This window comes from Pseudoclavibacter endophyticus, assembly GCF_008831085.1.
GTDB classification, from domain to species: domain Bacteria; phylum Actinomycetota; class Actinomycetes; order Actinomycetales; family Microbacteriaceae; genus Pseudoclavibacter; species Pseudoclavibacter endophyticus.
Genome location: NZ_WBJY01000002.1, coordinates 247,001 through 261,407, shown reverse-complemented (window position 1 = coordinate 261,407; position 14,407 = coordinate 247,001). Strand labels below are relative to the sequence as shown.

General features: G+C 70.9%; 12 protein-coding genes. 4 read left to right on the top strand and 8 right to left on the bottom strand.

What is annotated here, in order from left to right:
• Nucleotides 1–5 precede the first annotated feature (5 nt).
• Nucleotides 6–857: a biotin--[acetyl-CoA-carboxylase] ligase gene (locus tag F8O04_RS10885; protein WP_158029406.1), complete on the bottom strand. Its 852-nt coding sequence runs from the start codon at nucleotides 855–857 to the stop codon at nucleotides 6–8.
• Nucleotides 854–1,600, bottom strand: coding sequence for a hypothetical protein (locus tag F8O04_RS14845; protein ID WP_188726394.1), 747 nt, complete (start codon nucleotides 1,598–1,600; stop codon nucleotides 854–856). The genes F8O04_RS10885 and F8O04_RS14845 overlap by 4 nt, the downstream gene beginning before the upstream one ends.
• Before the next feature lie 240 nt (nucleotides 1,601–1,840).
• On the opposite strand from F8O04_RS14845, the gene F8O04_RS10870 reads away from it, so the two are divergent.
• From F8O04_RS10870 to F8O04_RS10860, 3 genes are read left to right on the top strand one after another with little or no spacing between them, the layout of a single operon-like run.
• Entirely contained in the window at nucleotides 1,841–3,457 is a 1,617-nt protein-coding gene (locus F8O04_RS10870) for an acyl-CoA carboxylase subunit beta (protein WP_158029403.1), read from the top strand.
• A gap of 5 nt (nucleotides 3,458–3,462) precedes the next feature.
• The gene (locus F8O04_RS10865; RefSeq protein ID WP_158029644.1) at nucleotides 3,463–3,714 is read left to right on the top strand and encodes an acyl-CoA carboxylase epsilon subunit; all 252 of its coding nucleotides are present in this window, start codon (nucleotides 3,463–3,465) and stop codon (nucleotides 3,712–3,714) included.
• A 9-nt stretch (nucleotides 3,715–3,723) separates the two neighbouring features.
• Nucleotides 3,724–4,506: a thioesterase family protein gene (locus tag F8O04_RS10860; protein ID WP_158029402.1), complete on the top strand. Its 783-nt coding sequence runs from the start codon at nucleotides 3,724–3,726 to the stop codon at nucleotides 4,504–4,506.
• A gap of 131 nt (nucleotides 4,507–4,637) precedes the next feature.
• On the opposite strand, the gene F8O04_RS10855 is transcribed toward F8O04_RS10860, so the two are convergent.
• Both F8O04_RS10855 and F8O04_RS10850 read right to left on the bottom strand, forming a co-directional pair.
• A complete protein-coding gene (locus F8O04_RS10855; RefSeq protein ID WP_158029401.1) occupies nucleotides 4,638–5,720 on the bottom strand; it encodes an enoyl-CoA hydratase/isomerase family protein in 1,083 nt (360 codons plus the stop codon).
• A complete protein-coding gene (locus F8O04_RS10850; protein ID WP_158029400.1) occupies nucleotides 5,717–7,096 on the bottom strand; it encodes a class I SAM-dependent RNA methyltransferase in 1,380 nt (459 codons plus the stop codon). The genes F8O04_RS10855 and F8O04_RS10850 overlap by 4 nt, the downstream gene beginning before the upstream one ends.
• Before the next feature lie 128 nt (nucleotides 7,097–7,224).
• Here F8O04_RS10850 and F8O04_RS10845 point away from each other — a divergent pair, with 128 nt between their 5' ends.
• A complete protein-coding gene (locus F8O04_RS10845; protein WP_158029399.1) occupies nucleotides 7,225–7,947 on the top strand; it encodes a Maf family protein in 723 nt (240 codons plus the stop codon).
• Between the two features lie 108 nt (nucleotides 7,948–8,055).
• Here F8O04_RS10845 and F8O04_RS10840 read toward each other — a convergent pair whose 3' ends face one another.
• From F8O04_RS10840 to F8O04_RS10825, 4 genes are all read right to left on the bottom strand, one after another.
• The gene (locus F8O04_RS10840; protein WP_158029398.1) at nucleotides 8,056–9,285 is read right to left on the bottom strand and encodes an acyl-CoA dehydrogenase family protein; all 1,230 of its coding nucleotides are present in this window, start codon (nucleotides 9,283–9,285) and stop codon (nucleotides 8,056–8,058) included.
• Nucleotides 9,286–9,466: 181 nt separating this feature from the next.
• Nucleotides 9,467–10,468 (bottom strand): AraC family transcriptional regulator, encoded by a 1,002-nt coding sequence (locus tag F8O04_RS10835; protein ID WP_158029397.1) that lies wholly within the window; start codon nucleotides 10,466–10,468, stop codon nucleotides 9,467–9,469.
• 100 nt (nucleotides 10,469–10,568) lie between these two features.
• Complete coding sequence (locus tag F8O04_RS10830; RefSeq protein ID WP_158029396.1) at nucleotides 10,569–12,635, bottom strand: ABC transporter ATP-binding protein; 2,067 nt, start codon at nucleotides 12,633–12,635, stop codon at nucleotides 10,569–10,571.
• The gene (locus tag F8O04_RS10825; RefSeq protein WP_158029395.1) at nucleotides 12,632–14,365 is read right to left on the bottom strand and encodes an ABC transporter ATP-binding protein; all 1,734 of its coding nucleotides are present in this window, start codon (nucleotides 14,363–14,365) and stop codon (nucleotides 12,632–12,634) included. The genes F8O04_RS10830 and F8O04_RS10825 overlap by 4 nt, the downstream gene beginning before the upstream one ends.
• Nucleotides 14,366–14,407 lie beyond the last annotated feature (42 nt).

Genomic DNA, 14,407 nt, shown 5'->3' with positions numbered 1-14,407 from the left:
GGCGCTCACGACTCGGCCGGGCGCACGCGCTGCACGTCGCCCGCCGCGATCGTGTGCGCGGTGCCGGCGTCGTCGCGCACCACCAGCTGCCCGCGCGCGTCGATGCGCTCGGCGGCGCCGACGACGGCGGTGTCGCCGGGCAGCGCCACACGCACGCGCTGGCCGAGCGTCTCGCAGGCCGCCGTGAAGTCGTCGAAGAGCCCCGCCTCGACCGCGTCGCCGCCCGCTCGCGTCAGCGCGTCGATCCGCCGCGTGAGCGCCGCCAGGTAGCGACGCTCGACACGGGTGCCGTCGATGGGGTCGACCCCGGCGAGGAGGAGCGACGTCGCGTGCGGAACCGGCAACTCCTCGCGTGTGAACCGCAGGTTGATGCCGCAGCCGATCACGACGGCGAGCTCGTCGTCGCGGGCGCCGAGCACTTCGCCCAGGATGCCGGCGATCTTCCCGCCGTCGACCAGCACGTCATTCGGCCACTTCAACCGCACCCGATCGCCGGCCCCATACTGTGCATCCCGCTCGCCGGTCGCCGCGCTGCCGTGACCGAGGAGATCGATGAGCGCGTCGCGCAGGGCCAGGCCCGCGACAAGCGGGATCCACCCGAGCCACGTCCCCGCTCCCCCGTCGAGGCGAAGGATGGTCGACACGGCGAGGCTCGCCCCTGGGGGCGACACCCACTGCCGCCCGAGTCGGCCACGGCCCGCGGTCTGCGATTCGGTCGTCACGCTCGACAGGTGCGGCAGGGCGCGGCCGGAGTCGTCGGCCGCCCAGCGCCGGCGCACCTCGTCGTTGGTGGACGGCGACTCGTCGAGGCGGACCACGAATCGCCCTCCCGCGTCACCCCTCGTCGTGCCCGTCATGCGCCCGCCAAGAGATCCGCGAACGAGGTGAGCGGCCCGATGAGCGCGATCGCCAGGCCGACGCTGCCGAGCAGGACGACGAGCGCGACGAGCGCGGCGACGAGGCCCCGCGTCGAGTGCGGCTCCCGGACCCGGTCGATGATGAGCACGACGATGCCCGCGAGCGCCAGCACGCCGCTCGCCCCGACGTTGAGGGGCGCCGCGGGCATGAATGCGACGAGCACCGCTGCGGCGGCGAGCACGAGCGCCCAGGCCAGGCGCCGGGTGAGACCGAGCGTCGCGAGTGCCGAGACGGGTTGCGGCTCATGCGCCGGCAGCGCCCCTGCCGACGGCACGGTCGGTGCCGGAACGGATGCAGCCGGTGCGATCGCGGGGCCGTCCAGCCCGAACGGGTGGCCTGCCTGGACCGGGGCGGCCTGGGACGGGGCGGCCTGGGACGGGGCGGGGCGAGCGTCAGGCGCGGCGGGCCAGGCGGGTTGCGGCGGCTGGAGACCGGGCGAAGCCGGACGAGGCTGCGCCGCCGCGGGCGGGGCGGGATGTGTCGCCGCGGGCAGGGCGGGTGGCGCAACCTGAGCGGGCGAAGCGGCCGGCGCCTGGGGGGCACCGTCCACCGGCGGCGTCGGCGGCGCCGCGCCCGCCCAGACGCTCGACGGGGCGTCATCACCGTTCGACGCACTCGTGCCGAAAACGGCGCCGAGGTCGTCGCCGGGTCTGATTCGGCGCGGGCCATCTCCGTTCGGCATCACCAGGCTCCCCCTTCGGCATGCTCCTGCGCCTACGGTACTCGCGCGCTCTCGCGCCCGCAGCATCTCGGTCACCACCCGGCACGGACCTTCGGGTGCAGGGTTGGCCACCCACTCGCTGCACCGGCGGGGGCCTGCGCAATCCGCAACCTCAAGCCCCGCGGAGCGGCGGCCGCCGGAGCGGCCCCGCCCCTCTCGTCCACGCCAGTGGGCGTGCCGCGGAAAGGTACAGTGACACTCGTGAATGCCTCTCCCGATGCCGCCTCGCAGCCGGACGACCTCGATGTCAGCACGACGGCAGGCAAGATCGCCGACCTCAAGGGCCGCTACGCCGACGCCGTGACCGACGCGGAGGCCGTAGCCGCCGCCAAGCAGCACGCCAAGGGCAAGAAGACCGCCCGCGAACGCATCGAGGGCCTGCTCGACCCGGGCAGCTTCGTCGAGATCGACGAGTATGTGCGCCACCGCACGACCGCGTTCGGGATGGATGCGAAGCGACCGTACGGCGACGCCGTCATCACCGGAACGGGCACGATCCACGGCAGGAACGTCGCCGTGTACTCGCAGAACTTCACGGTGTTCGGGGGCTCCCTCGGCGAGGTCGCTGGCGAGAAGATCATCAAGATCATGGACCTCGCGCTGCGCACGGGTGTTCCCTGCATCGGCATCCTCGACTCGGGCGGCGCGCGCATCCAGGAGGGCGTCGTCGCACTCGGCAAGTACGGCGAGATCTTCCGCCGCAACACAGCCGCCTCGGGCGTCATCCCGCAACTCTCGATCATCATGGGCCCCGCCGCGGGCGGCGCCGTGTACTCCCCGGCGCTCACCGACTTCGTGATCATGGTCGACAAGACCAGCCACATGTTCGTCACGGGACCCGACGTCATCAAGACCGTCACGGGCGAGGAGGTCGGCTTCGAAGAGCTCGGCGGAGCGCTCGCCCACAATCGCACCTCCGGCGTCGCGCACTACCTCGCGGCCGACGAGGAGGACGCGCTCGACTACGCGCGGGCCCTGCTCAGCTTCATCCCCGACAACAACCTCGCCGACCTGCCGACCTACGACTCCGACGCCGACCTCGAGATCACCGACGACGACCGGCTGCTCAACCAGGTCATCCCCGATTCCCCCAACCAGCCCTACGACGTGCTCACCGTCATCGAGGGCATCGTCGACGACGGCGACTTCCTCGAGGTGCAGCCCCTGTACGCGCCGAACATCGTCATCGGCTTCGCGCGCGTCGAAGGCAGCCCCGTCGGCATCATCGCCAATCAGCCGAGCCAGATGGCCGGCACCCTCAACATCGCCGCGGGCGAGAAGGCCTCCCGCTTCGTGCGCTTCTGCGACGCCTTCTCGATCCCCATCATCACCCTCGTGGATGTTCCGGGGTACCTTCCCGGCACCGACCAGGAGTGGTCCGGCGTCATCCGCCGCGGTGCCAAGCTGCTCTACGCCTACGCCGAGGCGACCGTGCCACTCGTCACCGTGATCCTGCGCAAGGCCTACGGCGGCGCCTACATCGTCATGGGCTCGAAGCAGCTCGGCGCCGACCTGAACTACGCGTGGCCGACCGCCGAGATCGCGGTCATGGGCGGCCAGGGCGCCGTGAACATCCTGTACCGCGGTGAGATCAAGCGCGCCGAGGAGGCCGGCGAAGATGTCGCGGCGGTGCGGACGAAGCTCGCGAACGACTACACCTACAACGTGGCCTCGCCCTTCCTCGCCGCGGAGCGAGGAGAGCTCGACGGCATCATCGAGCCGGCGGCGACACGCGTCATCGTCACGAAGGCCCTGCGCACGCTCCGCTCGAAGCGGGCGTCGCTGCCGCCGAAGAAGCACGGGAACATCCCGCTGTGACCGAGATGGCGTTCCCGGGCAACGGAGATTCGCTGCCGGACGAGTTCGACCCGACCGTCGCACGCGTCGTCGCGGGCAATCCGACCGACGAGGAGCTCGGGGCGGTCGTCGCCGTCCTGGCGGCTGTTTTCGACGCGGGACGGCAGGCCGACCGACCGCGGGACATCCCCGCGCGCCGCTCCGGGTGGGAGCGCTCGCGCCGCGCCATGCGGGGCGCGCCCGGCAACGATCCGTTCGCCGACACGTTCGGTCGCTGAGCTCCGGCGATGACCGACGTCTTCTTCCGCAACCTCGGGGGTGACCGGTACGAGTCGACCGAGCACACCCAGGGAGCCTGGAACCCGAACGAGCAGCATCTCGCGGCGGCGACAGGCCTGCTCGCGCACGTCCTCGAGCGCATTCCCGGTGGCGAGGGCAAGGCGCTGAGCCGCATCTCGCTCGACGTGCTCGGGATGATCCCTCGCGGCGAGTGTGAGATCACGTCGGCGGTGGTGCGCCCCGGCCGGCGGGTCGAGCTGCTCGAGGCCCAGTGGCACGCGGGCGGCCGCACCTCGATCATCGCGCGCGCTTGGCGTCTCGCGCGGGCAGACACCGCGGGCGTGGCCGGCACGGAGGACGCTCGGCTCGTGCCGCCCGAATCGGTGGAGCCGTCCCGGCACATGGATGCCTGGGGCGGCGGTTTCGTGCGTTCGCTCGAGTACCGGCCGCTGCCCGGACGGCGCGCCGGCTCGGGTGCCTTCTGGGTGCGAACGGGCGTCGAGCTCCTGGAGGGCGTCACCGCTTCCCCGCTCGCCCGCTTACTCGGGATGGTCGACGTGGCGAACGGCCTCGCGCCGAGGATCTCCCCCGGCGACGGAGCCTGGAGCTACCCGAATGTCGACCTGCAGTTGCACCTGCATCGGCAGCCGGCCGGTGAGTGGCTGGGCCTCGAGGTGCGGCAGCAGTACGGCCCCGAAGGGGTCGGGCTCACGTCGAGCGTGCTGCACGATGCCGACGGCCCCTTCGGTCGGGCCGAGCAGATCCTGCTGGTGCGCCCCGGCGGGCACTGAGCCCGCAGCGCGCCCTTCGGCCGGAGCACGCCGCGTCAGGCGGGCCTCGTGGGCGCCGGATCGACGCCCCCAGCGATCCCACCCGGATGACGTGCGCGGACCGTGCCGGCGCACCGCGGACCAGGCGAGGATCAGTTCTCTGCGAACGTGAGGTCGCCGTCGGCGAGCGGCGCGAAGACGGCGTCGACGTCGTCGGCCGTCACCTCGGCGAGGGTCGCCGGTGTCCACGAGGGGTTGCGGTCCTTGTCGATGAGCTGTGCTCGCACGCCCTCGGCGAAGTCGGGGGCCGCGACCATTCGCAGCATGAGCCGATACTCCTGCATGAGCGCGGTCTCAAGATCGGGCAGGTCGGCGGCCCGGCGGATCGCCTCGAATGACACGGCGAGCGAGCGCGGCGAGCGGGTCGCGATGACGTCGCGCGCCCCGGCCGCGGCGTCGGACCCGGCATCGGCGGCGGCCTCGATCATCGCGATCGCGGTCGCAGCATTCGTCGCTTCACCCAGCCGCTGCGTCCATCCCGCCTCCGACTCGAGCGCGGCGGACGGCGCCTCCGCGCGCACCTCGACGAGGGCGTCGTCGGCCGAGCGAGTCTCGAGGAGCTTGAGCAGCCGGTCGAGGCGCTCGCTCGGCACGAAGGCGTCGGCGATGCCCGCCCGAATCGCATCGCCTGCTCCGACCGGCGTGCCCGTGAGGGCGATCAGGACGCCCACGCCCTGCGGCGCCCGCGACAGCAGCCACGTGCCGCCGACGTCGGGAAACAGGCCGATCCCCGTTTCGGGCATGCCGACCTTCGACCGCTCGGTCACGACACGGTGCGAACCATGGGCCGAGACCCCGACGCCGCCGCCGAGCACGATGCCGTCCATGACGGCGACATAGGGCTTGGGATAGCGGGCCACGGCGCGGTCGAGCCGGTACTCGTCTCGGAAGAACGACGCCGCTTCCGCCGCGGCCGCGGTTGGGTCGGTGCGCATCAGCGTGGCGAGCTCGGCGACGTCGCCGCCCGCGCACAGGCCGCGATCTCCCGAGCCCCGGATCGCGACGGCGTGGATGCGGTCATCGGCCGCCCACGCGGCGAGCCCGCGGTGCATGGTCACCACCATGTCGTGGCTCAGCGCGTTGATGGCGCGCGGGCGGTTGAGCGTGACAAGCCCCAGGCCGCCGCGCTGTTCGAACAGCACGGCGCCCGAAGCGTCCTTCGGTGGCGACGTCATGCGGTGCCCTCGCGGACGAGCCGTGCCACGCACTCGACGTGGTGGGTGTTGGGAAAGAGGTCGAGCGCCCGAACCTCATCGAGCACGTAGCCGTCGTCGCGGAGCGTCCGAACGTCGCGCGCGAGCGCCACCGGGTCGCAGGCCACGTAGATGATCTGGGCCGGGCGAAGGGCGGCGATGGCGTTCGCGATTTCTCGGCCCGCGCCGGCTCGCGGCGGGTCGAGCAGGATCGTGCCGGCGGCGAGGTCGGTGCGATCTGCTGCGGTGAGCTCGCCCTCGAGGTCACGCAGGTAGCGGTCGACGCGAGCCGTCACCGCCGTGGGTCCCCGCCACGGGGCGAGGTTGCGGCGGGCGTGCTCGGTGGCGCCAGCCGCTGATTCGACCGTCTCCACGTATGGCGCGCCAAGACTCGCGAACGTCGCCGCGAAGAGGCCGACGCCGCCGTACAGGTCGAGGTGCTGAGCTTCGGGATCGAGGCGCGGCCCCGCGAGGTCGGCGACCGTCTCGGCCAGCGCATCGGCGGCGTGCCGGTGCACCTGCCAGAAGCCGTCTTCGTCGACCGCGAAATCGATGCCGCGGGCGCGCTCCGTGATCACGCCGGCCGGCCTTTGCTTCGGGCCGCGCTCGAGCCGCACGCGGACGTGCGCGCCGTCACCCGCCGATGCCACGAGGTCGACGCGGCCGGGACCGCGCCGTTCGCCGGTTCCCGTGCCGAGTCGAACGGTCCCGCCGCCGTGGCTGAGCTCGGGGAGCGTGCCGTCGAGCGGAGCGCGCGCCTCGAGCTCGGTGACCGCGAGCGGCAGGCTCGTCACGGGAATGACGCGGTGCGAGCGCGCGGCGTACGGGCCGATCCGGCCCTCGTCGTCGATGTGCAGCGTGACGCGCGTACGCCACCTCGTGCCGCTCGTGTCGTCGTCGCCGGGCATCGGCGCGACGACGAGCGAACGAAGGTCGCTCCCCTCGACGCCCCCGAAGCGCTGCAGCGCGTCGATGACGACCTCGGCCTTGAGGGCCCGCTGATGCGGCAACCGGATGTGGCCGAACTCGGCGCCGCCGGCGCGAAGCTCGGGGGCACGATCGATGCCGGCCTCTGGCCAGACGTGCTGGATGCGGTGCTCGCTCGGCGTGAGGGGAGCAATGGCGACGGCGCGCGAGAACGACGCCTTCGACTCCGTGATGAGGGCGCGGACCGGCTCACCGGGAATGCCGTCCGCGATGAACACGACGCGCCCCTCGTGCCGTGCAACCGCGAAGCCACCGTGGGCGATGCCGGTTGGCTCGAGTTCGAGCTCCGCCCCCGGGGGCGGGCCCGAGTCCCTTGCACTGCGCGTCGCGCCGGCCGCGGCCTCGCCCGCGCCACTTCCACTGCCCGCCATCGAGCTCCCTCCATCGCATCGCCGACGGTACCTCACGCCTCCGACACTTCCGCACCGCCGCCGGACGAGCATCCGGCGACGGGCGCCGGGCGCCGGGCGCCGGGCGCCGGCGACGCTAGCCTTGCCGGGTGCGTCTGACTCTCGCCTCGACCTCACCCGCCCGCAAGATGCTGCTCGAACAGGCGGGCGTGCAACCACTGATCGTGCCCTCGCGCGTCGATGAAGACTGGGCGATTGAGCACTACGCGGAGGGCCGCGGTCTCACCGTGGCCGACCTGGCGCCCGCCGACATCGTGCTCGAACTCGCGCGGCGCAAGGCGCTCGACGTGGCCGAGCGGCCGGCAACGGGCGAACCCACTCGGCGTCCGTCGGACGTCCCTGCCGCGCCATCGCCCTCCCCATCGCCGAAGGGTGATGTGCCGGCGAACGGGCTCGTGCTCGGCGGCGACTCCATGTTCGAGTTCGACGGCGTCGTGCACGGCAAGCCCCACGAGCCCGAGGTGGCCCGCGCGCGGTGGCTGGCGCAGCGCGGCCGTACCGGCACGCTGTGGTCCGGCCACTGGCTCGTGGAGCGGCGGGATGGGCACGCGGGGCGGGGCGTCGGCGCCGTTGCAAGCGCCACCGTCACCTTTGTCGACGACCTGGGCGATGACGAACTCGACGCGTACATCGCGAGCGGTGAGCCCCTCAAGGTTGCGGGCGCCTTCACCATCGACTCGCTCGGCGGCGCCTTCATCGAGCGCATCGAGGGCGATCCTTCGACGGTCGTGGGCATGTCGCTGCCGACCGTGCGCCGACTCGCGCGCGACCTCGGCGTGCGCTGGACGGACCTGTGGACCCAGAGGTCCTGATGTGCCGTGGCCGATCCGCGGCGACCGCGGCTGCGCTGCTCCGCTGCTGCGCCCGCACCGGCCCGACACGCTCGATTGACCAGGCTGCCACCGCCACTCCCACGCCTCCTACCGCTTGAGGCGTGCGGCCCCGGCGAGCTCGTAGTTCTCCTCCGACAGATAGATGTGCTGCAGCACGCCGAGCAGATTGCGCAGGTGTCGCTGCATGGGCGCCTCCACTGACAGCACGCGCCCGCCGCCATATCTGAACAAGTCGCGCACGAGCTCGTCGCAGAGCTCGGCCGCCAGCGTGTGCCGCGCGCGAAGTTCAGCGACGGTGTCTTCGTCGATCTCCCCGCCGGCGGCGACGACGCCGTATCCGTCCTGCGCGGCCCCGCGATACACGGCCCGGGCGGCCTGCCACATCGCCTCGGCCTTGCCGAGGGCCTTGAGGAACGATGCCCGACTCGGCAGGCCGCCGGCGAGTGAGCGAGTCGTGGTCTCCGCGAGCGCGATCATGTCGTCGATCGCCCGGCGGGCGATGCCGACAACGATGGGCGAGAGCTCGTTCGAGATGAAGATCATGATGGGCTGGCGGAAGATTGCGCCGCCGCGCTGCGGGATTCCGCCATAGGCCGGCATCGCTCGCGAGGCCGGCACGAACACCTCCTCGAGCGTGAAGTCGTGACTGCCCGTGCCCTGCAATGCGGCGGCGTTCCAGTTTCCGAGCACGTTCGCCTCCGCCTTCGGTACGACGGCGAAGATCGGCGCGCCCGTCCCCTCGACGATGCAGCCCCCGACCACCCAGTCGGCGTGATCGATGCCGCTGCCGAAGCCCCATTTGCCCGTCACGCGGTAGCCCCCGTCAACGGGCACGGCCGTCCCGCGCGGCGTGAACTGCCCGGCGACGATGGGGAGGCGCTCGCCGCCGAACAGCTCGGCGACTCCCTCGGCGGGCAGCCAGCCGGCCATCGTGCCGGTCGTGCCGTTGCCGACCATCGTCGCCCATGCGGCCGAGGCATCGTGATAGGCGATCTCCTCGAGCACGTCGCTGAAGCCGATCGGATCGAGCTCGCTGCCGCCGAGCTCGACGGGCGACTTCATCCAGAAGATGCCGGCGTCGCGCATGGCCTGCGCAACCCGATCGGGCAGGCGCCGCTCGAGTTCGGCGTCGCGCGCTGCGCCCTCGAAGATCGGCCCCAGCTCACGGGCGCGGGCGAGGAGCTCCGCCGCGCGCTCGTCGCCGTTCCCGGATGCACCGGCGGGACTGGCCGTCTCGTGGGGGCGCGGCGGGTGGGATGCTGCGGATGGCGCAGCCGGTGCAGCCTCGGTCGGGGTTGCGGTGTCGGAGTTCGTCATGGCCTGGATCTCCTTTGATGCCTGGCAGATGCGATGCGCCGTCCTTGGCGCGCGCGGTGCGAACACCGTACGGGTGCGCTGCGGTGCGCGCGGGCGTGAGGATCGATTTCCGCGGAAACCGGCTGGCACCCGCGGGATTCGGATCGCGAGCGTGCCTCTCCGGCGGTGGGTGCGCTGAGCCTTAGGCGCGCAGGGTGGCCGACGGCGGTTCACCGTAGCGCGCACGGTACTCGGCGGCAAACCGACCAGCGTGGCCGAATCCGTGCGCTCGAGCGACGGCGATGACGGTCGTGCCGTCGGCCGGTCCGGCGGCAGCGAGCACCCGTCGCGCCGCCTCCAGCCGGTACCGCCGCACCCACGCCATCGGGCTGCATCCCGCCTCGCGACGGAACGCCTCGTAGAGCGTGCGCTCGCTGACGTGCGCGGCGCGGGCCAGGTCGGCCACCGTCACGCGCTCCGCGCCCGACGCTCGCAGCGCCTCACGCGCGGCAGGGAGGACCCGCGGTGTCCCGGAGCGCCGCCCATCGGTCGCCTCGCGCCGACTGTGACGGTGCTCGAGGACGAGGAGCGAAACGATGAGCTCTTCGAGCTCGCCCGCGAGCTCCGCTGGCACGCCGGCCGCCCCGAAGTGCTCGGCCGTCGAATGCACGGTTCGGATCGCGTTCGCGATGGCGCGGTCCGCCGCGCCATGCCCGACGACCGGCTCGAAGACGAGGTCGCCGGGTCGCGACGCACCCGAATCGTCGCGCAGTTTGGCTTCGAGCCGCTCGCGATCGATGCGCAGCACGAGCAGTCGGAGGTTCCGTGACCAACGCATGCGGACCCGGTCGGTCGAAGAGATGATGGCTCCCGCACCCGGGCCGACACTCGCGGTCCGCGGCTCACCCCGCTGGGCGGTGATGTCGAGACGACCCGCGAGCGGCACGTGCACGGCGACGAACGACTCGAGCGGAGCGGGCGTGATCTCGACGGGGGCGCCGTAGGCGAACGAGAGGAGGCCGAGGTTGCCGACCTCGGCCCGGCGAATATCGGCGTCGAAGGCCTCGGCGCTGCCGAGCACGCGCATCCTGTGCTGATTCATGAGCCTGGTCGCGGCGGCGTGCGTTTCCGCAGGATCTCGCGAACGGATCGCGGGGAACGCGCGAAGCGGCGCCGGAAGCCCCGGCACGGAGGCGTGATGCACGCAACCACCTCCTCGTGGCGCCCGTCCTTCCCGGGAGGGTACCCGTTCCGGCCGTGCTCGGGTACCCTCGCGCGTCCGATCCGTCCCGGGCCCCGACGCGTCACCCCATCATGCCGCCGCCCGGCGGAGGCGCGGGAATCGATACCGCTCCGGTTGTGACCGGCGTGTCATCGACCTCGACCGCCGCCTGCTCGAACTGCGAGTTATAGAGCCGCCAATAGGCGCCCTTCGCGTCAAGCAGTTCATCGTGCGTGCCCTGCTCGACGATGCCGCCGTTCTCCATCACGAGGATGAGGTCGGCATCGCGGATGGTCGACAGCCGGTGCGCGATGACGAAGCTCGTGCGGCCCTGCCGGAGCGCGGCCATGGCCTTCTGCAGCAACAGCTCCGTGCGGGTGTCGACCGAGCTCGTCGCCTCGTCGAGAATCAGCACCTCCGGGTCGGCGATGAATGCGCGCGCGATCGTGATCAGCTGCTTTTCGCCGGCCGACACGTTCGAGGCTTCCTCGTCGAGCACCGTCTCGTAGCCGTCAGGCAGGGTCCGCACGAATCGGTCGACGTAGGTCGCCTCAGCGGCGACGAGAATCTCTTCCTCACCGGCGTCTTCGTTTCCGTACCGAATGTTGTCGCGGATCGTGCCCTGGAACAGCCACGGATCTTGGAGCACCATGCCCGTGCGTGCACGAACGTCGTGGCGGCGCAGTGCCGCCGTGTCCTGCCCGTTGAGCACGATCGAGCCGGAGTCGAGTTCGTAGAAGCGCATCACGAGATTGACGAGCGTCGTCTTCCCCGCCCCTGTCGGGCCGACGATGGCGACCGTCTGACCCGGTTTCACCGTGAAGTTCAGGTCGTGGATGAGGGTGGTCTCGGGGTCGTAGCTGAACGCGACGTCTCGGAACTCGATCGTGCCGTCGCCGCGGGCCGGCTCGGGTGCGTCGGCCGCGTCGGCCTCTTCTTCGTCGGCGTCGAGCAGTTCGAATACCCGCTCGGCCGACGCCGTGGCCGACTGCACAACGGCCGCCATGCCGCCGAGTTGCGTCAAGGGCTGCGTGAACTGCTGGGAGTACTGGATGAATGCCTGCACATCGCCGAGCCGCAGATTGCCGCTCGCGACGAGCAGGCCTCCGACGACCGCAAGGGCGACATACGAGAGGTTCCCGATGTACATCATCGCCGGCATGATGATGCCGCTCAGGAACTGCGCTTTGAAGCTGGCCTTGAACAGCTGCTCGTTCTCGGCCTCGAAGGCGTCCCTCGCGTCGCGTTCGCGCCCGAAGACGCGGACGAGGGCGTGACCCGAGAACGACTCCTCGACGCGGGCATTCAGGCGACCGGTGCGCCGCCACTGCTCCGTGAAGGCCTTCTGCGAGCGGGGGCCGATGACACCGATCACGATGCCCGTCAGCGGCACGATGCAGAGGGCGACGAGCGCGAGCCGCCACGAGATCGAGAACATCATGATGAGCACCCCGAAGACGGTGAGGATGCTCGTCACGGCTCCCGAGAGCGACTGCTGCAGCGCCTGCGTCATGTTGTCGATGTCGTTCGTGACGCGGCTCAGCAGCTCCCCGCGCTGGACTCGGTCGAAGTAGCTCAGGGGCAGGCGGTGGATCTTCTCCTCGACGCGGCCGCGAAGCCTGTACATGGCCTTCACCATGATCAGGTTCATCAGATAGCCCTGCAGCCACATCAAGAACTCGGCCGCGAGATACAGCGCGAGCACGAACAACACGATCATGCCGAGCCGCTCGAAGTCGATGCCCTGACCCGGCGTGATGTTCATGGCGCCGACCATGTTGGCGAAGTCGTCCTCACCCTGCGCGCGCAGGCTCTCGACGACCATGTCCTGCGTCAGCCCCTCCGGGAGCTGGGCCGAGATGGCGCCCTCGAAGATGACGTTGGTCGCCTCACCGAGGATCTTGGGGGTCGCGACCTGCAGGATCACCGCGACGGCGCCCATGACGACAACCGACCACAGCACGACCTTGAACGGCGCGAGCAGCCCGAGCAGGCGCTTGAAGTTCGGCCAGAACCGCTTGGGCTTGCCGCCCGCCATGCCCCCGTCGCCGCCGCCGGCCTGACGCATGGCCTCTTGGGCGCGCTCGAGCTCTTCCGCCTCCTCCTCGGAAAGGCCCCCGTCAGCGCTCGCGTGCTCGATCGCGCTCATCGTGCCGCCTCCGCTCCGAGCTGGGATTCCACGATCTCGCGGTAGGTGTCGCACGTTTCGAGCAACTCGTCGTGCGTGCCGATGCCGACGGCGCGCCCGCCGTCGAGGACGACGATGCGGTCGGCATCCGCGACCGTCGAGACGCGCTGCGCGACCACGATCTTCGTCACGTCGGGAAGCTCGCTCCACAGCGCCCGCCGCAGCTTCGCATCGGTCGTGAGGTCGAGCGCGGAGAACGAGTCGTCGAAGACGAGGATGTCGGGTTCGTGAATGATCGCCCGCGCGATCGACAGTCGTTGTCGCTGCCCACCCGACACGTTGGTTCCTCCCTGTGAGACGCGCGAATCGAGCCCGCCGTCTTTCTTCTCGACGAAATCGCGGGCCTGGGCGATCTCGAGGGCGCGCCACATGTCGTCCTCATTCGCCCGCTCGTTGCCGAACCGGAGATTGGAGCGGATCGTACCGGCGAAGAGGAACGGCCGTTGCGGCACGAGGCCGATCTGTTTCCACAACAGCTCGGGGTCGGCTTCACGAACGTCGACGCCGCCGACGAGCACGCTGCCCTCGGTGGCGTCGAAGAGTCGAGGGATCAGCCCCACGAGCGTCGTCTTGCCCGCACCGGTCGAGCCGACGACCGCGACGGTCTCGCCCCGCTTCGCCGTGAACGAGAGACCGGTCAGCACGGGCGCGTCGGCGCCCGGGTAGGTGAATCCGGCGTCTCGGAACTCGACCGTGCCGACCTCTGGGAAGTCAGTGACGGGATGCGCGACGGTCGTGACCGACGTATCGGTCGCGAGCACCTCGGAGATGCGCTCCGCGCACACCGCGGCACGCGGAATCATCACGGTCATGAACGAGGCCATCAGCACGCCCATCAGGATCTGCATGACGTATTGCATGAACGCGAAGATCGTGCCGACCTCGATTTCGCCGTCGCCCACCCGGATTCCGCCAAACCAGACGACCGCGACGACCGTCACGTTGAGCACCAGCATGGCGAGCGGAAAGAGGAGGACGAACAGCTCGCCGACCTTGCGCCCGACGACCATCAGGTCGACGCTCGCGCCGTCGAAGCGCTCGCGTTCGATGTCTTCGCGCACAAACGCACGCACCACGCGGATGCCGGTGAGCTGTTCACGCAGAATGCGATTGACCGCATCGATCCTGCCCTGGTACGCACGGAACAGCGGCACCATGCGCGCGATGATGAGCCCCGCCAGGAAGAGCAGCAGCGGCACGGCGACCGCGATGAGCCAGCTCAGCCCCAGGTCTTGGCGCAGCGCCATGATGATGCCACCGATCGCCAGCATGGGGGCCGAGACGAGCATCGTGCAGCCCATCATGACGAGCATCTGCACCTGCTGCACGTCGTTGGTGTTGCGCGTGATGAGCGAGCCGGGGCCGAACTGCGACACCTCTCGCTCGGAGAAGCCGCTCACGCGCGCGAAGATGCCGGCGCGGATGTCGCGGCCGGCCCGCATCGCCGCCTGCGCGGCGAAGAACGTGGCGATGACCGACCCGACGATCTGACCGAACGAGACGATCAGCATGAGCGATCCCTGCTGCCAGATATAGGCGGTGTCGCCGTCGGCGACGCCGTTGTCGACGATGTCGGCGTTGATGCTCGGCAGCGCGAGCGCCGCGAGCGCCTGCAGGAACTGGAAGACAAGCACCCCGGCAAGCAGGAGCCGGTACGGCCGCAATGCCCTGAACAGGAGCTTGGCGAGCATGGAATTCTCCTCGCGAAGGGTCGGCGCGCCACGGCGGCCGAG